We start from the raw sequence: 20,631 nt of genomic DNA, 5'->3' as shown, positions 1-20,631 counted from the left end.
ATCCCGTCCCGGGCGGCCTTGCCGTCGAAGGGACCATCCCCGCGGGCGCGGGGAGCAGCCTCTGACAATTCCCTTGGGGTTTTCTCGCGCGGGACCATCCCCGCGGGCGCGGGGAGCAGGCTCTGCGGCCTGCGGGTTTAGCGCGGGCGTGGGTCGTTCTGGAGTACTTTCATCGATTCCGGCAAATCGAATGAACAGTGCATTACCGGCATTCACGCCCTCTCGAAGCGGCGCCGCTTGGAGACCTTGCTCCAGCCCGGCTTCGGGCTCACGCTACCGCTTCGCGGTGCCGCCGCAGTGTTCGGTGGCGGATCAGCGCGGGGATGGTCCCAGCAGGTGGTACGCCGCGGCGACCGCGAACGCCTGCTCCCCGCACACGCGGGGATGGTCCCGTGATGTCCTTGCCGTCCTCGATGTTCGCGTTCCGTTCCTCGCGCCGCCCGGCTCAGCCCAGGCAGGCGTGCACCCCGCACCGCGCCCGTTCAGTCCGGCAGCAAGTGGTCCCGGCGTGAGAGCAGGAAGCGTTTGAAGGCGGCCACGGGTGGGGTGTCGGGGTGGCCGTCCAGCCAGGCGACGCCGATTTCGCGGGCCGCTCTCGGGGCCGTGACCGTCAGTTCGACGACGCCGGGCCGGGCCACCGCGGGCGGGGGCAGCAGGGCCACGCCCAGGCCGGCCGCGACCAGGCCGCGCAGGGTCTCCGCCTCCTCGCCCTCGAAGGCGACGCGTGGTTGGAAGCCCGCCTCCGCGCACAGGTCGTCCGTGATCCGGCGCAGGCCGTAGCCGGGTTCGAGGGTGACGAACTTTTCGTCGGCGGCCTCCGCCAGGCGGATGCGGCGGCGCGAGGCGAGGCGGTGGTCCTCGGGGACGACGAGGCGCAGCCGCTGTTCGTCGAGGCGGCGGGCGACCAGATCGGGTGCGTCGGGGACGGGTGAGGTGAGGCAGAGGTCGAGGCCGCCGGACCGGAGGCGTTCGATCATCGCTTCGCCGTAGTTCTGCACGAGCTGGAAGCGGACGCCTGGATGGTCGGCGCGGAAGGCCCGGATCAGGGCGGGTACGGTCTCGGAGCCCATCGTGTGCAGGAAGCCGAAGGCGACCTTGCCGGTGGCCGGGTCGGCGTCGGCCCGTACCGAGTCGGCGGCCTTCTCGACCTCGGCCAGGGCGCGCTCGGCGGAAGTGAGGAAGGTGCGGCCGGCGGGGGTCAGGGAGACGGTGCGGCCCTTGCGGGCGAACAGGGCTACTCCCAGGTCCTGTTCGAGCCTGACCATCGACCGCGAGAGCGTCGACTGCGGGACACCGAGCTCGTGCGCGGCGCGGGTGACGTGCTCGTGGCGGGCCACTGCCTCGAACTGCGCCAGCCGCGGTGCGAGGACGGCGCGAATGTCTTCTTCGTAACTACTCGGTGACAGCCGGGGCTGTGATCTGCGTTCATGCACCACGGGAACGATTATGACGGTTTCATGCATTGGACGCATGAAACCGCTCGTCCTACTTTTGAACCATGCCTCCTGCCAGTACCGGGGCGTCCACGCTCACCGTGGCCGCCTCGCCCCAGCCGTCCCCCGCCGCCGCTGTCGCTGTCGCCGCTGTCGCCACTACCGACCCCGCCGCGCCGGACCGCCTCGAACCCGGCCGCCCCGGCCGCCCCGGCTACCGCCGGATGAGCTTCGCGCTCTTCGCCGCCGGTGTCGCGACCTTCGCGCTCCTCTACTCCACCCAGGCCCTGCTGCCCGCCATCTCCGCCTCCCTCGGCGCCACGGCCGGACAGACCAGCTGGACGGTCTCCGCCGCGACGGGTGCGCTGGCCCTGTGCGTGCTGCCGATGAGCGCGCTCTCCGAGCGGTTCGGGCGGCGGCAGATGATGACCGCCTCACTGACGGTGGCCGTACTGATCGGGTTGCTGGTGCCGTTCGCGCCCTCGCTGAGCTGGCTGATCGCGCTGCGCGCCGTACAGGGCGCGGCACTGGCCGGACTGCCCGCGTCCGCGATGGCGTACCTGGCGGAGGAGGTACGGCCGAAGGCGCTCGTCGCCGCGATCGGACTGTTCGTGGCGGGCAACAGCATCGGCGGGATGAGCGGCCGTATCCTCACCGGCTGGATCGCCCAGCTGTGGGGCTGGCGTGCGGCGCTCGGCGCGGTCGGACTGCTGGCCGTGGGCTGCGCGGTCGTCTTCCACTTCATGGTCCCCAGGGCTCGGCACTTCACCCCGGGCTCGCTGAACCCGAAGGCCCTCGCCAGGACGGTGGGCGGGCACCTCGCGGATCCGCTGCTGCGCCGGCTGTACGCGATCGGCGCGCTGTTCATGACGGTGTTCGGCGCCGTGTACACGGTGATCGGTTACCGCCTGGTGGAGGCGCCGTTCAACCTTCCGCAGGGCGTCGTCGGCTCGATCTTCCTCGTCTATCTCGTCGGTACGGTCTCCTCCGCGGCGGCCGGCAAGCTGGTCGCCCGGCTCGGCCGGCGGGGCGCGCTGTACCTGGCCGTCTCCACCACGGCCGCCGGTCTGCTGCTCTCGCTCGCCGACCAGCTGGCCGCCGTGCTGCTCGGCCTGGTCCTGATCACGGCGGGTTTCTTCGCCGGGCACGCGGTCGCCTCCTCGTCCGTGAGCCGTACGGCGACGAAGGGCCGTGCCCAGGCGTCGGCGCTCTACCAGTCCGCGTACTACCTGGGCTCCAGTGTGGGCGGCACGCTCGGCGCGATCGCCTTCCACTCCGGAGGCTGGGCCGGAACGGTGTACCTGGGGCTGCTCGCGGTCCTCGGCGTCGTCTCGATCACGCTGTACGGCTCGCGGGCCGCACGAGCCGAGCAGCGCCGGCTGATGCCGGCGGTGTCCGTACAGAACTGAGGCGGCAGCCCGCATCGGTACGGGCTCCTGTACCGAACCGAGACACACGACGCACAACCATCCACTCCCCGACGCGCGTCTAGCAGGCGGAAGCACCTCACTGCGCGCGAAGGGGAGTTGGCGTACATGAGAGTCGCAGGGAACAAACGGGGCGCCCGGGCACGGCGTGCGCTCGTGCTGTCCGCCGCCGGTCTGACGGCGGTGCCCGCCCTCGTCCTGGGCACCGGTGGATCCGCGCAGGCGGCGTCCTGCACGACGTCCACGGGGCCGTACCAGAAGCAGGTCGAGAAGTATCTGCACCGGCCGGTGGACGGCAGGCAGTCGGCCGCCGACTGCAAGGCGATCCGGTCCTTCCAGCGGACCTACGGGGTGACACCGGACATCGGTTACGCGGGGCCGATCACCTGGCGCACGATGAAGACGCTCACGGCCCAGAAGGCGGCCGGAAAGACGCCGAACAAGGCGAAGAAGTGCCCCACCAACAAGGGGCGCATCGCGTGTGTGGACCTGACCCGGCAGCTGAGCTGGATCCAGGACGGCAGCAAGCTGAAGTTCGGTCCGGTGCCGGTACGGACCGGGCGGAACGGGTACGAGACCCGCACCGGGTCGAGCAAGGTCTACATGCGGCACATCAACCACTGGTCGACGCTCTACCACGTGCAGATGCCGTACTCCCAGTTCTTCGACGGCGGGCAGGCGTTCCACTCGGTGGGGGTGAAGATGTGGAACCCGCCGGGGTCGCACGGCTGCGTCAACATGCGGCCCGCCGACGCGAAGGCGTACTGGAATCTGCTGAAGAACGGCGACGACGTCTACGTGTACGGGCGCAAGCCGGGGACCTGACCAGCACCGCCGGGGTCCGGCCGGGCCCGCCGGGATCCGGTCGGCACCACCCCGGACCTGACCGTGATCCGGCCGGAACAGGGCCTGGATACGCACCCCTTCGGTACTTCCCGCCCCCGTTGTCAGTGGCCTGCTGTAGCTTCCGAAGTGCTGAAGTGAGTGGCGTCACAGCGCAACAGGGGTGGAGCGATGAGTGATCTGACAGCTGCGGCGGACATCGACAGCCGTCTGGAGGGACACCGGGTCGAGCTGACCGGTTACTGCTACCGGATGCTCGGCTCGGCCTTCGAGGCGGAGGACGCGGTCCAGGACACGCTGGTGCGCGCGTGGCGCAACTTCGAGAAGTTCGAGGGGCGTTCCTCGCTGCGGTCCTGGCTGTACCGGATCGCCACCAATGTCTGTCTGGACATGCTGAACGCGGGCAACAAGCGGGCCCGTCCGGTCGATCTGACGGGGCCGACGCCGCTCGCCCAGGCGGCGCTCAACCCGCTGTCGGAGAACACCTGGCTGGAACCGATGCCGGACGGGCGGATCCTGCCGTCGGTGTCCGATCCCGCGGAGGCCGCGGTGGCCCGGGAGTCGGTGCGGCTCGCGTTCATGGCCGCGCTGCAGCACCTGCCGCCCAAACAACGCGCCGTACTGATCCTGCGCGAGGTGCTGGCCTGGAAGGCGAGCGAGGTCGCCGAGCTCCTCGACACCTCGGTCGCCTCGGTCAACAGCGCCCTCCAGCGGGCTCGTGCGACCCTCGCGGAACACGAGGGGCTGACCGCCGACACGGCCGATCCGCTCGACGAGGAGCAGCGGCGGCTCCTCGACCGGTACGTCGCGGCCTTCGAGGGGTACGACATGACGGCGTTGACCGCGCTGCTCCATGAGGACGCCGTGATGACGATGCCGCCGTTCGACCTCTGGCTCCAGGGGCACGACGACATCACCGGCTTCATGCTGTCCATCGGCGCGGGCTGTGCGGGCTCGCGCCTGGTGGCGACGACGGCGAACGGCACCCCGGCGTTCGCCCACTACAAGCCGAATCCGGACGGGCCGGGGTTCGTGCCGTGGGCGGTGCAGATCATCGACATCTCCAACGGTTCCATCACCGGGATGCACTGCTTCCTGGACACACCCCGCTGGTTCCCGTTGTTCGGTCTCCCGGATCATCTCGACGCCGAGGCGGCGTGAGGCCCGGGGGACGCAAATGAGGCCCGGGGTACGGAGATGAGGTCCGGGGTACGGAGATGACGCCCGGCATACGCGCCGCCCGTCACCCCGCGTTCCCCACGGTCCCGCCTTCGGCCCCGTCCTCGGCCCCGGTTCCTCCGCCGCCCACGTCCACGTCCATGTCCGCGCACACGTCCACGTCCACGTCCACCGCATCGTCCAGCCCCACCAGGTCGAGCAGGTTCTTCAGCTCGGGTGGCACATGGCGCAGCCGCAGTCGTCTGCCGCCCGCACGGCGTGCGACGAGCCCCAGTCGCGCCACCGCCTCGACCAGGGCCAGATCCGCGCGCTCGACCCCGCCCACATCACAGTCCACCCCGGCGGCCGGATCCCGAAGAGCCCCGTCGGGGGCGTACAGCAGCGACTCCAGCTCGGCGCAGAGTCCCGGCACCGCGGCCTGCGTGACGCGGCCGGTGACGGCGAGAACGATCGGGGTCGTGGCTTCCACGTCAGGATGACCGGAGCCGCGGCCGAAACTCATCGCTGTGCGCCTCCGCGCCTCCGCACCCTCCCGCCCGCGACACGGTGCCCTGGCCCGGTGTACGGCGCCCCGCGCACATCCCGCACCCGCCCCGCCCCTCGCGGCGCACCGGCGAACTTCCGTCAACTCCGGTCAACTGTGCGGCTTCTGTAAACCTCTGCGGTCAATTCCCCCTCTAGGCAGGTGAACCGGCCGGCACCGGCACCCCATCGTCGGTACCGGCTGACCAGTGGCCCTCTCGAAGGGCCGCCTGATTCTCCAGGGGGAGAGTTGCGCAAACACGTGAGGAACGCGTGTGTATCGACCATCGCCGCGGCAGCCGCCGTGGCACTCGCGGCCGGGCTGACCACCCCGGCCCTGGCCCAGCCCGGCGCCGTCGCAGCGGCGGGCACCGAGCCGACGGCCCAGCACCGGCTGACGCTCATCACCGGCGACCGCGTCTCGGTGGACGCCAAGGGCAGGATCCTGGCCTTCCAGCCCGCCAAGGGGCGCGAGCACATACCCGTGCAGCGGCAGATACGTGACGGGCACACGCTGCTCGTCCCGGCCGACGCACACCGGCTGATCAGCTCCGGCAAGCTGGACCGCCGGCTGTTCGACGTCACCGAGCTGAACCGTGCGGAGAACCGCAGGGCCCGGGCGGCGGGCCTGAAGCTGATCGTCGCCTACCGGGGCGAGGGGGCCGCGTCCGCGAAGGCACAGGTCCGTGACGCGGGGGCCACCCGGGTCGACCGGACCCTGAAGTCGCTGAACGCCGAATCGGTGACCACGCCGGAGCGCGATGTCCAGGACGTCTGGCAGGCGCTCACCAGCAAGCCCTCACAGGGTGCGCAGCGCACGACGGCCGCCGGGATCGACCGGGTGTGGCTGAACGGCGTCCGCAGGGTGAGCCTCGACAAGAGCGTGCCGCAGATCGGCGCGCCGGCCGCCTGGAAGGCCGGGTACACCGGAAAGGGCGTCAAGATCGCCGTTCTGGACACCGGTGTGGACGCCACCCACCCCGATCTGCAGGGCCAGGTCATCGACGCGAAGAACTTCACCGCGTCGCCCGACACGAAGGACCGGTACGGGCACGGCACCCACGTGTCGTCGATCGCGGCCGGTACGGGCGCGAAGTCGGGCGGGAAGTTCAAGGGCGTGGCGCCGGACGCCAAGCTGATCGAGGGCAAGGTGCTCGACGACGACGGCTTCGGCGACGACGCCGGCATCCTGGCCGGCATGGAGTGGGCGGTCGCGCAGGGCGCCGACATCATCAACCTGAGCCTCGGCGGTGGCGACACCCCCGAGATCGACCCGCTCGAAGCGGCCGTCAACAAGCTGTCGGCCGACAAGGGCGTCCTGTTCGCCATCGCGGCGGGCAACGAGGGGGACGCCCCCGGTACGGTCGGCTCCCCGGGCAGCGCGGAGGCCGCGCTGACCGTCGGCGCGGTCGACGACAACGACGGGCTGGCCGACTTCTCCAGCCGCGGTCCGCGCATCGGCGACGGCGGCATCAAGCCCGATGTCACCGCCCCCGGTGTGGACATCACGGCGGCGGCCGCACCCGGCTCCGTCATCGACCAGGAGGTCGGCCAGAACCCGCCGGGCTATCTGACGATCTCCGGTACGTCGATGGCGACTCCGCATGTCGCGGGCGCCGCGGCGCTCCTCAAGCAGGAGCACCCGGAGTGGACGTACACCGAGCTCAAGGGGGCGCTCACGGGGTCCGCGAAGCCGGGCGCGTACACGCCGTTCGAGCAGGGCTCCGGCCGGATCGCCGTCGACCGGGCGATCGCCCAGACCGTCGTCGCGGACCCGGTCTCGGTGAGCTTCGGAGTGCAGCAGTGGCCGCACACCGATGACACCCCGGTCAGCAAGAAGCTGACGTACCGCAACCTCGGTGCGGCGGACGTCACCCTCGACCTCGCGGTCACGGCCACGGGTCCGAAGGGCAAGCCCGCCCCGGCCGGATTCTTCACGCTCGGCGCCGACCAGGTGACCGTTCCCGCGGGCGGCACGGCCGACGTGCCGCTGACCGTGGACACCAGGCTCGGTGGCACGGTCGACGGCTCCTACTCCGCGTACGTCGTCGGAACCGGCGGTGGCCAGACCGTCCGCACGGCCGCCGCGGTCGAGCGCGAGATCGAGTCGTACGACCTCACGGTCAAGGTCATCGGCCGGGACGGCAAGCCCGCCGAGTTCTACGAGTCCGACCTCTTCGGCATCTCCGGCGCGGCGAGCGACGTGTGGTTGTCACCGACGGGCCCCGGCGGCACGGCGAAGGTCCGTGTTCCCAAGGGCGGTTACGTGCTGAACTCCGCCGTCCACGTGGACCCGGAGGACAGCACCAAGGGCACCGACTGGATGACCCAGCCGAATCTGAACGTCACCAAGAACCTCACCGTGACGTTCGACGCGCGCAAGGCGAAGCCGGTGGCCCTCACCCTGCCCACTACGGGCGCGAAGGCCCAACTGGCGGCGCCCGACCTCCAGTTCGAGTTCAAGGACGGCGGTTACAGCTACGGCTGGTACCTCGATTCGTACCAGGGCTTCCGCACCCTGAACGTCGGCCCGAAGGTGACCGACGGCTCGCTCTCCCAGCACTGGATCGGCAGCTGGACCAAGGGGGCCTCGACCCGGTACGACATCGCGGTCGGCGGTCCGGTGACCCAGGCGGCGACCGGGTACAACAGGAAGTTCACCACCGGTCAGATGGCCAAGGTCCAGACCACCCTCGGCTCGTCCGTCAAGGGCAAGTCCGGCGGATTCGCGGCCTGGGGCTCGCTGCCCGGTTCGTTCGGCGGCTGGACGTCCTGGTCCAGCCAGAAGATCCCCGGCACCAACACCGCCTACGTCTCGACCGCCGACAAGGTGAAGTGGAACTTCGACTTCAGCCAGGAGGGGGCACTCGACGAGGACGGCTACCCGGCCTCCGACGCGCAGTACTCCCTCGGTGACCCGCAGACCCTCAAGGCGGGCAAGACCTACACGAAGAAGGTCAACACCGCGGTGTTCGGCCCCGCGGTCGGTCGCGACTACGGAATCTTCCGGGACGGCAACGACATCATCGGGTCGCTGCCGCTGGTGGCCGACGGCCGCGGCAACATCGGCTACTCCGCGTACAGTTCGGTCAAGACCGTCCTGTACCGCAACGGCGTCAAGCTCGCGCAGAACGCGGACCCGCTGGAGGGCGGCACCCCCATCGCCGTACCGTCCGCCGCAGCCGACTACCGGCTGACCACCTCGGTGCGGCGCAGCTCCAAGGTCTCCGCCGTCTCCACCCGGATCGATGCGAGCTGGACGTTCCGGTCCAAGAAGAGCGCGGCCCCGACCCTGCTGCCGGTCTCCACGGTCCGCTTCACGCCCAACGTGACGCCCGACGGCCGGGTGACGGCGGGCAGGACCGCCTCGGTGCCGGTGACGGTGCAGGGCGCAGCCGCCGGCAAGAACCTGAAGTCGCTGACGGTGTACGTCAGTTACGACGCCGGCAAGACCTGGAAGAAGTCCGCGGTCAAGGCGGGCAAGCTCTCCGTGAAGAACCCGGCCAAGGGCAAGTCCCTCTCCTACCGGGCCAATGTCACCGACAAGCAGGGCAACAAGTCGTCGGTGTCGATCTACAACGCCTACTTCGGCAAGTAGGCGGGCACCCCGAGGACGACCGCACGACGGCGGCCCGCCCGGACGGATCTCTCCGTCCGGGCGGGCCGCTCGCACACCGTCGGGACCGGCGCGGTGTTGCCTCTCAGCTGACCGGGAAGTCCCCGGTGTCCAGTTTCAGCGCGAACGGCTCGGGAAGCGTCAGCATCTCTCCGTACTCGACCGCTTCCAGAACCCGGTAGGTGCCGTCGGCGGGTTCCCCGTACAGGGTGGCGGTGGGGCGGCCGGAGTGCCAGGGATCGAGGAGCAGGAAGAGCTCGACACCGACCTTGGCGCATCCGTGTGCCTTGCCGATGCGGTCGTGGTTGGCGTTGTCCCTGGAGGTGATCTCGACGACGAGCCGGGCCTCCTCCGCCGGTACGCGGTTGCCCGGCCCGGTCGCCACGGCACGCGGCACGACGACGAGATCGGGGATGTAGAGCCCGGCCCGGCCCGGCACGGCGACGCCGAGGGTCTGGAAGATCTCCCAGTCCTCCGGGATCACGGTGTAGAGCCTGCGCTGCAGCAGAGCCGCAGTGAGATTGTGGTCCTTGGACGGCGGTGGCGACACGGTGACGATCCCCTCGATGATCTCCACCTTGCAGCCCTCGGGGGCGTCCGTCTCCTCCCAGATCCGGACGAGGTCGTCCCAGTCCTGGCCGTGGCCCGGCGCGGGATCGACGGTGAGTGCGCTCATGGCGGTCTCCTCTATCGGTACGTCACCGAGTCCAGCATGCCGAACGGGACCGGTGGCATTCCACCGATCCCGTTCACCCGGACGAGTAAACCGCAGGTCAGGCGATACGTTCCCGCACCACGGGGGTGGCCGTGAAGTCCGTACCGGCCGGGGCGATGTCGTACGCGGAGGGCAGGGCCTTCAGCGCGTAGTCGAACTTCTCCGGGGTGTCGGTGTGCAGCGTCAGCAGCGGCTGTCCGGCCGTGACCGTGTCACCCGGCTTGGCGTGCAGCTCGACGCCCGCGCCCGCCTGCACCGGGTCCTCCTTGCGGGCCCGGCCCGCGCCGAGGCGCCAGGCGGCGATGCCGATGTCGTACGCGTCCAGGCGGGTCAGTACACCGCTGGACGGGGCCGTGACCACGTGCTGCTCGCGGGCGACCGGAAGCGTGGCGTCCGGGTCGCCGCCCTGGGCGGAGATCATCCGGCGCCACACGTCCATGGCGGAACCGTCGGCGAGGGCCTTCTCCGGGTCGGCGTCCTTGAGCCCGGCGGCGTCCAGCATCTCGCGGGCGAGGGCCAGGGTGAGATCGATGACGTCCTTCGGCCCGGCGCCGGCCAGGACCTCGACCGACTCGCGCACCTCCAGGGCGTTGCCCGCGGTCAGGCCGAGCGGGGTGGACATGTCGGTGAGCAGCGCGACCGTACGCACGCCGCTGTCGGTGCCCAGGGCGACCATGGTGGAGGCCAGTTCGCGGGCGTCCTCGATGGTCTTCATGAAGGCGCCCGAGCCGACCTTGACGTCCAGGACGAGCGCCCCGGTGCCCTCGGCGATCTTCTTGGACATGATCGAGCTGGCGATCAGCGGGATGGCCTCGACGGTGCCGGTGACATCGCGGAGCGCGTACAGCTTCTTGTCGGCGGGGGCGAGACCGTCACCGGCGGCGCAGATGACCGCGCCGGTGGTGTCCAGGACGCCGAGCATCTCCTCGTTGGAGAGGTGCGCGCGCCAGCCGGGGATGGACTCCAGCTTGTCGAGCGTGCCGCCGGTGTGGCCGAGACCGCGTCCGCTGAGCTGCGGCACGGCCGCGCCGCAGGCGGCGACCAGCGGGGCGAGCGGCAGGGTGATCTTGTCGCCGACACCGCCGGTGGAGTGCTTGTCGGTGGTGGGCCGGGAGAGCGCCGCGAAGTCCATGCGCTCACCGGACGCGATCATCGCGGCGGTCCAGCGGGCGATCTCGGTGCGGTTCATGCCGTTCAGCAGGATCGCCATGGCCAGCGCGGACATCTGCTCGTCGGCGACCTCACCGTGGGTGTACGCGTCGATGACCCAGTCGATCTGCTCGGGGGTCAGCTCGCCTCGGTCCCGCTTGGTGCGGATGACGGAGATGGCGTCCATGTCCTGGGAGTCCTTCCGGCCGGTACGTTGCGTACGCAAGAGTCCCACATGACTCTACGCGCATAGAGGGTGGAGACGGGTGTGGCCCTCCCGGCGCACGGGAGGGCCACGGGGGTGCTACCTGAGGTGATCCGGTCCGAACGCCTGCGGCAGCATCTCGGCGAGCGTGCGCAGCCCGTCCGGCGTCTCCATGATCAGCTCCGGGCCGCCGAACTCGTACAGCAGCTGCCTGCACCTGCCGCACGGCACCAGGATCTCGCCCGCCCCGTCCACACAGGTGAAGTGGGTCAGCCGCCCGCCACCGGTGGCGTGGAGCTGGGAGACCAGGCCGCACTCGGCACACAGCCCGATGCCGTACGAGGCGTTCTCGACGTTGCAGCCGGACACCGTACGGCCGTCGTCGACCCGTGCCGCCGCGCCGACCGGGTAATGCGAGTAAGGGACGTACGCCCGGGCCATGACGGACCGTGCGGCGCTCCGCAGCTCCGCCCAGTCGAGCTCCGCGGCGGCCGTCACTTGCCCTGCCCCTTCCGGTAGCGCATGCCGTCCGCCTTCGGCATCCGCAGCCGTTGGGCGGAGAGCGAGAGGACGAGCAGCGTGACGATGTACGGGGTGGCGCTCACGAACTCGGTGGGCACCGTGTCCGTGGCGAGGTACCAGACCAGTACCGCCGCGGCGACGACCGCGCTGACCACGCCCTGGACGAAGCTCTTGCGGTAGAGCTTCCATGCCGCCAGCACGGCCAGCACGACCACGAGCAGCAGGAGCAGCGCGTGGACGGACTCGCCGCCGTTGCGCAGCTGGAGCGCGTCGGCGAAGCCGAACAGGCCGGCACCCATGGCGAGGCCGCCGGGCCGCCAGTTACCGAAGATCATCGCGGCGAGGCCGATGTACCCGCGGCCGCCGGTCTGGCCCTCGTTGTAGATGTGCGACGTGACGAGCGAGAGGAACGCGCCGCCGAGACCGGCCATGCCGCCGGAGACGATCACCGCGATGTACTTGTACCGGTAGACGTTCACACCCAGCGACTCTGCCGCAACCGGGTTCTCGCCGCACGAGCGCAGCCGCAGTCCGAACGAGGTCTTCCACAGCACGAAGAACGTGAGGGCGAAGAGGGCCACGGCCACGATCGTCAGCAGCGACACGTGGGTGATCAGGCCGCCGATGACACCGGCGACGTCGGAGACGAAGAACCAGTGGTGCTTCTCGATCGAGTGCAGCCAGTCGGAGACGCCCGGGACGGTCACCGAGGTGATCTCGTCGGCCGGCGGGGACTGCTTCGGGCTGCCGCCCTTGGCCGCCGCCTCGCCCTCGTTGAACCAGAGCTTGGCGAGGTAGGTGGTGAAGCCGAGCGCCAGGATGTTGATGGCGATACCGGAGATGATGTGGTCGACGCCGAAGGTGACGGTCGCGACGGCGTGCAGCAGCCCGCCGAGCATGCCGCCGACGATCCCGGCCAGGACGCCGAGCCACGGGTTGGTCTGCCAGCCGGCCCAGGCACCGAAGAACGTGCCCAGGATCATCATGCCTTCGAGGCCGATGTTGACCACGCCGGACCGTTCGGCCCAGAGGCCGCCGAGACCGGCGAGCCCGATCGGCACGGCCATCGCGAGCGCCGCGCTGATCTGTCCCGCCGAGGTGACGTCCTCGGCACCGGTGATGGCGCGCACGGCGGACAGTGCGAGCAGTGCGCCCGCGACGATCAGGAGTATGACGGGGAAGGAGAGGCGGGTGCGGCCGCTCTTGCCGCCGGAGACCTTGGGGGCCGCGGGGGGCGGGGTGGAAGTCGCCGTGACGGTCACGCCGACACCTCCTGCTGGTCGGAGTTACGGGCGGCCTGTGCGGCGAGTTCCGCGCCGACCTTGCTCTGCTGGCGCTTGAGTCCGTAGCGGCGGACGACTTCGTAGGCGATGACGACGCACAGGACGATGACGCCCTGGATCACGCCGACGATCTCCTTGTCGTAGCCCTCGAATTCGAGCTTGCCGGTGCCGCGCTCCAGGAAGCCCCAGAGCAGGGCGCCGAGGGCGATGCCGACGGGGTGGTTGCGGCCGAGGAGGGCGATGGCGATGCCGGTGAAGCCGATGCCGACGGGGAAGTCGCCGCTGTACTCGTAGCTGTCGTTGAGGAGGGTCGGCATGCCGACCAGACCGGCCACGGCGCCGGAGATCAGCATCGAGGTGACGACCATCTTCTTGACGTCGACGCCACTGGCCTCGGCCGCGGAGCCGGACTGCCCGACGGTCCGCAGGTCGAAACCGAACCGGGTGCGCGAGAGCGCGAACCAGTAGGCGACGCCCGCGACGACCGCGATCACGAGGAAGCCCCAGACGGGCGAGGGGGCGGTCGGGAACTCGAAGAAGTGCGAGGACTCCGGGAGCGGCTTGGTGGAGATCTTCGTGCCGGCCTCGTCGAGGTGACCGAGGCGGCCCTGCTGGAGCAGGTAGCCGATGATCGCCGTCGCGATGGCGTTCAGCATGATCGTCGAGACGACCTCGCTGACGCCCCGGGTGACCTTGAGGACGCCGGAGATTCCGGCCCACATCGCACCGACGATCATCGCGGTGAGGATGATCAGCGGGATCTGCAGGGCGCCGGGCAGGGTCAGCGCGCCGCCGACCGCGGCGGCGAAGAAGGCTGCGAGGCGGTACTGACCGTCGACGCCGATGTTGAAGAGGTTCATCCGGAAGCCGACGGCCACCGCGAGACCCGCGAGGTAGTACGTCGTCGCCTTGTTCAGGATGTAGACCTGGCTGTCCGACTTCATTCCGTAGTCGAACATGATGCCGAAGGCGCTGAACGGCTCCTTGCCGGTGGCGGCCAGCACGAGTGCGGTCACCAGGAAGGCGACCACGATCGCGAGTACGGGGGCCGCGATCCCCAGGAGCAGCCGCTCCTTGTCGATCTTCTTCATCGGTCCTCTCCCCCGTTCCGGGGGTCGGTGTCGGTGCTTCCGCTGCCGGCGTCGCTTTCGCCTTCGCCTTCGCCTTCGGTCTGGCTTCCGGCGTCGCTCCGGCTTTCGCCTCCGCTTTCGCCTCCGCCTTCGCTTGCGGTTTCGCTTTCGCCTTCGCTTGCGGCAGCCGAATCGTCCGGAGCTGCGGGCTCGTCGGGTGCCGGGGTCTCGTCGGGTGCCGGGGTCTCGTCGGGGGCGGCGGTCTCGTCCGGCGCCTCCAGGTGGCCGGTCGCCGCGCCCGTCATCGCCGAGCCGAGCTCCTCGGGGGTGATGGTCGCCGGATCGGCGTCCGCGACCAGTCGGCCGCGGTACATGACCCGCAGGGTGTCGGAGAGCCCGATCAGCTCGTCCAGGTCGGCGGAGATCAGCAGCACCGCCAGCCCTTCCCGGCGTGCCGCGCGGATCTGGTCCCAGATCTGCGCCTGGGCGCCGACGTCCACGCCCCGGGTCGGGTGCGCGGCGATGAGGAGCTTGGGGTTGTGGCTCATCTCGCGGCCGACGATCAGCTTCTGCTGGTTGCCGCCGGAGAGGGAGGCCGCGGTGACCTCGATACCGGGCGTGCGGACGTCGTACTCGCGCACGATGCGCTCGGTGTCGGCGCGGGCTCCCTTGAGGTCGAGGAACGCACCCTTGCTGTTGGGGCGTTCGGTGACGTGGCCGAGGATGCGGTTCTCCCAGAGCGGGGCCTCCAGCAGCAGTCCGTGCCGGTGGCGGTCCTCGGGGATGACAGCCATGCCGTCCTCGCGGCGCTTGCGGGTCGCCGTGCGGGAGATGTCGGCGCCGTCCAGGGTCAGCACACCGGCGTCGAGGTGGCGCATGCCCATGATCGCGTCGACCAGTTCGGACTGGCCGTTGCCCTCGACGCCCGCGATGCCGAGGACCTCGCCCTTGTGGATGGTGAAGTCGATGCCGTCGAGCACCGAGCGCACCACACCGTCCGGGTCCGTGGCGGTCAGCCGCAGCCCCTCGACGTTCAGCATCGGCACATCGGTGACCGTCGACTCGCGGGTCTCCGGCGACGGGAGCTCGCTGCCGACCATCAGCTCCGCGAGCTGCTTGGTCGTGGTGTGCTTCGGATCGGCGGTGCCCACCGTCGTACCGCGCCGGATGACGGTGATCTCGTCGGCGACCGACAGGACCTCGCCCAGCTTGTGCGAGATGAAGATGACGGTCAGGCCCTCGGACTTGAGCTCGCGCAGGTTGTCGAAGAGTGCGTCGACCTCCTGCGGCACGAGCACGGCGGTCGGCTCGTCGAGGATCAGGGTGCGGGCGCCGCGGTAGAGGACCTTGAGGATCTCCACGCGCTGCCGGTCGGCGACCCCGAGGTCCTCGACCACGGCGTCCGGGCGCACACCGAGACCGTAGGCGTCGGAGATCTCCTTGATCTTGGCGCGGGCCCGCTCGCCGATCCCGTACAGCTTCTCGGAGCCGAGGACGACGTTCTCCAGGACCGTGAGGTAGTCGGCGAGCATGAAGTGCTGGTGCACCATGCCGATGCCGCGGTCGATGGCGTCGCCGGGGTTGTGGAACGAGACCTGCTCGCCGTCCACCGCGATGGTGCCCTCGTCCGGCTTCTGCATGCCGTAGAGGATCTTCATCAGAGTGGACTTGCCCGCGCCGTTCTCGCCGACGAGAGCGTGGACGGTGCCGCGGCGCACGGTGATGTCGATGTCGTGGTTGGCCACGACTCCGGGGAACCGCTTGGTGATACCGCGGAGCTCCACGGCATGAGGACTGCTGGACGCGTTGATGGCGCACTCTCCTTGGCAGGAGCGGAGGGCGGAGACAGTGGGACGAGGGCGGGCGGAGGCTGGTGGGAGGAGACCGGCGGGAGGCGGAGGCTGTGGGACGGAGCCGGTGGGGGCGGAAAAAGGTACCGCGCCCCAGGGATGCTACGCGCGTAGCGCTGCTGAATCGTTGGCCACCCGGTCAGAGGGTGGCGGACCGTGTGCGGACGGCTACGGCGCACACGGAGGACGCGGTACGTGAATCGGGGCCCGCGCGAAGCCGAAGCGGCTCACCCGGGCCCCGATCGACCGACCGGATCAGAGGGTGGTCTTGACCGTGATGGTGCCGTCGACGATCTTCTTCTTCGCCTCGTCGAGCTGCGCCTGGATGTCCGTGAGGTGGTCACCCGTGGTGGTCAGGCTGACGCCGCCCTTGGCGAGGGAGTACGTCTGCGTGCCGGTCACCGGCTTGCCGTCCTTGACCGACTTGACCAGGTCGAAGACGCCCGTGTCGACGTTCTTGACGACGGAGGTCATGATCGTGTCCTTGTACTTCGCCAGCGACGCGTCGAGCGCCTGGTCGGAGTCGACGCCGATGGACCAGGCGCCCTTCTTGCCCGCGACGGCCTCGATCGAACCGGCACCGGAGCCGCCCGCGGCGGCGAAGATGACGTCCGCGCCCTTGTCGAGCATGCCCTTGGCGGCGGCCGAGCCCTTGTCGGGGCTGCCGAAGCCGGACAGGTCCGAGCCGGTGGACAGGTACTGGATCTGCACCTTGGCCTTCGGCTTGGTGTCCAGGACACCCTGCTGGAAGCCCGCGGCGAACTTCTTGATCAGCGGAAGGTCCACACCGCCGATGAAGCCGACCTGGCCGTCCTTCGACTTCAGCGCGGCGGCGACACCGGCGAGGTAGGAACCCTGCTCCTCGGTGAAGACGATGCTGTCGACGTTCTTCGCGTCGGCGACGGAGTCGACCAGACCGAAGCTGACCTTCGGGTACTTGGCCGCGATCTTGTCGACCGCGTCCTTGTACGCGAACCCGACCGCGACGACCGGGTTGTAGCCGCCCTCGGCGAGCGACTCAAGGCGCTGCTCGCGGTCGGCGGGGGTCTCACCGGTCTTGGCGGTGAGCTCCTTCGTGTCGGCACCGAACTCGGACTTGGCCTTGTCCAGACCGCGTGCGGCGGAGTCGTTGAACGAGTTGTCTCCACGGCCGCCCACGTCGTAGGCCATGCCGATCTTCATCTTGCCCTTGTCGGAGCTGGTGCTCTCGGTGGACGACTCGCCACACGCGGTGGCGGTGAGTGCGAGAGCCGCAGTGACAGCACACGCAGCAGTGATGGTGGATACCCGGCGCAAGGGAAGGCTCCTTCAAACCTGACCGAAGCGCCTCTTCCGGCGCTGGTTTCGCCGCGATCGTAACGCGCGTAGATGTCAGATAAAGACCTGTACGGAAGCCGTTATCGGATCGTCGCGAACGCGAGGCGACCTGCCCGGTTACGGATGGTTGCCATCAAGCAACGCGGAGGCAGTGAAGAGCTCCACGGCCACCGTGATGGCCTCCTCGTCGGCGTCGAAATCACCGCGATGCAGGTCGAGGCGGGCAGTGTCGCCGGGGGTGCGGACCCCGAGCCGGGCCATCGCTCCGGGGACGTGTTCCAGGTACCAGGAGAAGTCCTCGCCGCCGAGGCTCTGCTCGGTGTCCTCGATCGCATACGATCCGCGCCGGGCTGTCATCGCTCCGGCGAGCAGGTCGGTCGCGGCGGCGTCGTTCACGACGGGCGGCACGCCCCGGACGTAGTTGATCACCGTCTTGGCCCGGTACATCCCGGCCACCTCGTCGATCGCCGCGTGCACCAGGTCCGGCGCCTCGCGCCAGGCCGCCAGGTCCAGGCAGCGCACGGTGCCGGACAGCTCGGCGTGCTGCGGGATCACATTGCAGGCGTGCCCGGTCTCCAGCCGGCCCCAGGTGACGGCGAGCCCGGCGCGTGCGTCGACGCGGCGGGCCAGCAGCGCGGGCACCTCGGTGGCGACCTTGGCGGCGGCGGTGACCAGGTCGGTGGTCAGATGCGGCCGGGCGGTGTGCCCGCCGGGCCCGTCGAGTGCGACCTCCAGCCGGTCGCAGGCCGAGGTGATCGCCCCGACCCGCAGCCCGATCCGCCCCACGTCGACCTTCGGGTCGCAGTGCACCCCGATGATCCGCCCGACGCCCTCCAGCGCCCCGGACGCGATTGTGTCGGGCGCCCCGCCGGGCAGCACCTCCTCGGCCGGCTGGAAGATCAGCCGCACGGGGTTCGGCAGCAGCCCCTGCCGGTCCAGCTCGGCGAGCACGAGCCCGGCGCCGAGGACGGAGGTGGTGTGGATGTCGTGCCCGCAGGCGTGCGCCCGGTCGGGGACGGTGGAGCGGTACGGAACGCCCGCCTTGGTGTCCGGGATGGGCAGGGCGTCGATGTCCGCGCGCAGAGCGAGCATGGGCCGGGTGGAACCGTCCCGCGTCCCCACGTCGCACAGGAGTCCCGTCCCGGTGTCGAGCACCTGCGGCCGGAGCCCGGCCTTCTCCAGCCGCGCCTTGATGGCCGCGGTGGTCCGGAACTCCTGATTCCCGAGCTCGGGGTGCATGTGCAAGTCACGCCGGAAGGCGATCAGCTCGGCCCGGAGTGCTTCGGGCAGGCTGCCGGGGAGCGGTTCGGAGGTCGGCTCGGCGTCGGACTCGCGGGACATCAACTGGTTCACCTGGTGAAGGGTAAGCCCGTTCCCCCTTCAACTGACCATGAAACAAGAAAAGTTCAGCCACATAGACGAATAAATGACTGCGTCGTGGCGTGTGAGGAGGTGGCAGGGTGGGTAAACTCGCCCATTTTCCCCCACCTCGTCTACCGCCCCGTGGCGGACGGCACCCGCCGCCCGGAACCACGCGCCGCGGCCCCCTGCCCCGGCATCCTCCGGCGCACCGCCTCCAGCGCCACTCCGATGCACAGGGCCCCGACCGCCAGCAGGTCCAGGCTCACGGCCATGAGGACAGTGCCGGCCGTCACCAGCACCGGAACCCACGGCCGGACCACGTCCCGGCGGTGGACCGCGAGCAGGGTGACGAGGGCCAGCAGCCCGACCCAGAACAGCAGGGGCACGACGGTGTAGACGAGCGGCATCACGCCGGGGACGTCCTGCACCCGCTCGAACAGGTCGCTCATGGCCTGCTTGTCCGCGGCGACGAACCCGACCACGAGGTCGATCACCGCCTGCACCGCCACCGCCGCCGCCCCGGCCAGCCCGGTCCAGGCCGCGGCCCGGGCGGCGACCCGTCCCCCGCCGCGCCCCACGACGACTCTCCCGTCGCCCCGCCCCACGGCGGCTCTCGCGTCGCCCCGCGCCACGGCGGCTCTTCCGTCGTCCCGCGCCACGGCAAGCTGCTCCAGCCCCCGGAACACCGCCGCGAACACGACCACCCCGGCGAGGAACAGCAGATGCGCCACGGTCCACCACACGCCGGGCCCGTAGTCGCCGACGGCCCGCCCGATCAGCCGCACCACGCCGTACCCGGCCATGAGGGCGGGTCCGACGAGGAACGCCGCCCTGGACCGGGCGACCTGTCGTTCCGTCAACTCGACTGTATTCACAGGTTCATTACTCATGGATCGATGCTGACGCCGAGCCGTCCCTGCCCGCTATCGGGACTCACCCCCAGAAATCCCTGAAGGCCCGGTGTCCTCCGGGTCAGGGTCGGACAGTTCGTTCAGCGCGCTCCTCACCCGGACGCGGGCTCTTCTGCCGCCCGCAGCCGTTGCAAGGCGGGCGAACCCGTGGCCAGGCGGCCCCCTTACGCCTCCGTCACCGCCGTTGCCCGCCAGGGCGCCAGGCGTTGGACGTCGCGGGCCGTTTCCGTGACGCCGCTCAGGAAGCCCTGGGCGCGCGGGGATGCCGTGTCGCGGAGCCATTCCGGGGCGATGTCGCAGACCGCGACCGTGACCTCCGTGCCGGCCAGGGCGAGGGGGAGGGTGTGGACGACCGTGGAGGGGAAGCTCACGACCGTACGGCCGATCGGTCCGCGGCGGGCGATGAGTTCCAGGGGGAGGTCGGGGCGGACGATCTCCAGGCCGGTGGCGGCTTCCAGGGCGTGGAGCTTGTCGGTGGACTCGCGGCGGTGGGCGAAGTAGCGGGTCGCGTGGTGGGTGCGGGCCAGGGCCCCGACGGCCTCCAGGTACTGGGCCCGGTCGACCACACCGGTCTCCACGAGCGAGGTGCCGACCAGGTCCGCGCCCTTGGTGAGCGACGGCGGGCCGAAGCGGGAGCGGGTCCAGGCGAAGGTGTTGGGGGTGACGGTGACACCGGGCGGAGCCTCGACCGGCATGGCCGTGAAGACCTCGACCGTACGGGTGGCCGACGGGGTGAAGCGGCTGCGGGCACGGGCCGTGACCGGGGCCAGGACCAGTTCGCGCGGGCCCGAACTGCCCCTGCGGTGCCAGCGCACCAGGCGTTCGCCACGCGCCAGTTGGGCGACGAACTCCATGGTGGCCGTGCCGTCGTCGACCACCGTGAGGCGGCGGGCGCGCACCAGGGTGAGCAGGAGCTGCACGTAGCGGGAGAACGGGTCGCCGATGACGATCCGCTCCGCCCCGCGCAGCAGTCCGGCCAGGGAGCGCAGGGTCTTCAGAGGTGCGCCGGCGCCGCCGCGCGCCTCCTGCCAGCGGACGTTGACGCCCTCGTCGCGGGCCAGCTCCGCCATCCGGCGCAGTTGACCGCGCGACATCGGGTCGACCGGGGGGAGGACGACGACCGTGATGTCCGTGAGGACGTGGTCGTCGCCTCCCTCGGTGAAGGCCCACTCCAGGACGTTCAGGAGCTGGACCGGGCTCTCGACGAAGGCGAGGTTCACCGGTCGG

At 70.4% G+C, this 20,631-nt stretch carries 15 protein-coding genes and 1 pseudogene; 4 read left to right on the top strand and 12 right to left on the bottom strand.

What is annotated here, in order from left to right:
• Positions 1-482: 482 nt before the first annotated feature.
• Entirely contained in the window at positions 483-1,436 is a 954-nt protein-coding gene (locus ACFVUT_RS20160) for a LysR family transcriptional regulator (RefSeq protein ID WP_389651221.1), read from the bottom strand.
• 62 nt (positions 1,437-1,498) lie between these two features.
• On the opposite strand from ACFVUT_RS20160, the gene ACFVUT_RS20155 reads away from it, so the two are divergent.
• From ACFVUT_RS20155 to ACFVUT_RS20145, 3 genes are all read left to right on the top strand, one after another.
• The gene (locus ACFVUT_RS20155) at positions 1,499-2,842 is read left to right on the top strand and encodes an MFS transporter (protein ID WP_389651218.1); all 1,344 of its coding nucleotides are present in this window, start codon (positions 1,499-1,501) and stop codon (positions 2,840-2,842) included.
• Positions 2,843-2,968: 126 nt separating this feature from the next.
• Complete coding sequence (locus ACFVUT_RS20150) at positions 2,969-3,685, top strand: L,D-transpeptidase family protein (RefSeq protein WP_389651215.1); 717 nt, start codon at positions 2,969-2,971, stop codon at positions 3,683-3,685.
• Between the two features lie 189 nt (positions 3,686-3,874).
• Positions 3,875-4,864, top strand: a complete 990-nt coding sequence (locus tag ACFVUT_RS20145; protein WP_389651212.1) for a sigma-70 family RNA polymerase sigma factor — start codon at positions 3,875-3,877, stop codon at positions 4,862-4,864.
• Between the two features lie 82 nt (positions 4,865-4,946).
• On the opposite strand, the gene ACFVUT_RS20140 is transcribed toward ACFVUT_RS20145, so the two are convergent.
• The gene (locus tag ACFVUT_RS20140; protein ID WP_389651209.1) at positions 4,947-5,384 is read right to left on the bottom strand and encodes an STAS domain-containing protein; all 438 of its coding nucleotides are present in this window, start codon (positions 5,382-5,384) and stop codon (positions 4,947-4,949) included.
• A 282-nt stretch (positions 5,385-5,666) separates the two neighbouring features.
• Here ACFVUT_RS20140 and ACFVUT_RS20135 point away from each other — a divergent pair, with 282 nt between their 5' ends.
• The gene (locus ACFVUT_RS20135; protein WP_389651206.1) at positions 5,667-9,002 is read left to right on the top strand and encodes a S8 family serine peptidase; all 3,336 of its coding nucleotides are present in this window, start codon (positions 5,667-5,669) and stop codon (positions 9,000-9,002) included.
• A gap of 103 nt (positions 9,003-9,105) precedes the next feature.
• On the opposite strand, the gene ACFVUT_RS20130 is transcribed toward ACFVUT_RS20135, so the two are convergent.
• The 10 genes and pseudogenes from ACFVUT_RS20130 to ACFVUT_RS20085 all read right to left on the bottom strand — a co-directional run bounded on the left by ACFVUT_RS20130 (position 9,106) and on the right by ACFVUT_RS20085 (position 20,624).
• Complete coding sequence (locus tag ACFVUT_RS20130; protein WP_389651203.1) at positions 9,106-9,696, bottom strand: Uma2 family endonuclease; 591 nt, start codon at positions 9,694-9,696, stop codon at positions 9,106-9,108.
• A gap of 97 nt (positions 9,697-9,793) precedes the next feature.
• Entirely contained in the window at positions 9,794-11,071 is a 1,278-nt protein-coding gene (locus tag ACFVUT_RS20125) for a thymidine phosphorylase (protein ID WP_389651200.1), read from the bottom strand.
• Between the two features lie 117 nt (positions 11,072-11,188).
• Positions 11,189-11,587 carry a cytidine deaminase gene (locus ACFVUT_RS20120; protein ID WP_389651197.1) on the bottom strand — a complete coding sequence of 133 codons (399 nt, stop codon included), beginning with the start codon at positions 11,585-11,587 and terminating at the stop codon, positions 11,189-11,191.
• Complete coding sequence (locus tag ACFVUT_RS20115; RefSeq protein ID WP_389651194.1) at positions 11,584-12,873, bottom strand: ABC transporter permease; 1,290 nt, start codon at positions 12,871-12,873, stop codon at positions 11,584-11,586. Before ACFVUT_RS20115 ends, ACFVUT_RS20120 begins: the two co-directional genes overlap by 4 nt.
• Positions 12,870-13,985, bottom strand: coding sequence for an ABC transporter permease (locus tag ACFVUT_RS20110; protein ID WP_389651191.1), 1,116 nt, complete (start codon positions 13,983-13,985; stop codon positions 12,870-12,872). Before ACFVUT_RS20110 ends, ACFVUT_RS20115 begins: the two co-directional genes overlap by 4 nt.
• Positions 13,986-14,221: 236 nt before the next feature.
• A pseudogene (locus ACFVUT_RS20105) lies at positions 14,222-15,748 on the bottom strand (ABC transporter ATP-binding protein); the annotation flags it as partial.
• Positions 15,749-16,069: 321 nt separating this feature from the next.
• Positions 16,070-17,110 carry a BMP family protein gene (locus ACFVUT_RS20100; RefSeq protein WP_389651188.1) on the bottom strand — a complete coding sequence of 347 codons (1,041 nt, stop codon included), beginning with the start codon at positions 17,108-17,110 and terminating at the stop codon, positions 16,070-16,072.
• Positions 17,111-17,248: 138 nt separating this feature from the next.
• Positions 17,249-18,472, bottom strand: coding sequence for an amidohydrolase (locus ACFVUT_RS20095; protein WP_389651677.1), 1,224 nt, complete (start codon positions 18,470-18,472; stop codon positions 17,249-17,251).
• Positions 18,473-18,624: 152 nt separating this feature from the next.
• The gene (locus ACFVUT_RS20090) at positions 18,625-19,383 is read right to left on the bottom strand and encodes a hypothetical protein (protein ID WP_389651185.1); all 759 of its coding nucleotides are present in this window, start codon (positions 19,381-19,383) and stop codon (positions 18,625-18,627) included.
• A gap of 185 nt (positions 19,384-19,568) precedes the next feature.
• Positions 19,569-20,624: a hypothetical protein gene (locus tag ACFVUT_RS20085; protein ID WP_389651182.1), complete on the bottom strand. Its 1,056-nt coding sequence runs from the start codon at positions 20,622-20,624 to the stop codon at positions 19,569-19,571.
• Positions 20,625-20,631: the final 7 nt, after the last annotated feature.

Origin of the sequence: Streptomyces sp. NPDC058051, assembly GCF_042885475.1 — a bacterium.
Taxonomy (GTDB): domain Bacteria; phylum Actinomycetota; class Actinomycetes; order Streptomycetales; family Streptomycetaceae; genus Streptomyces.
This window is presented reverse-complemented; position numbering and strand designations above follow the sequence as displayed.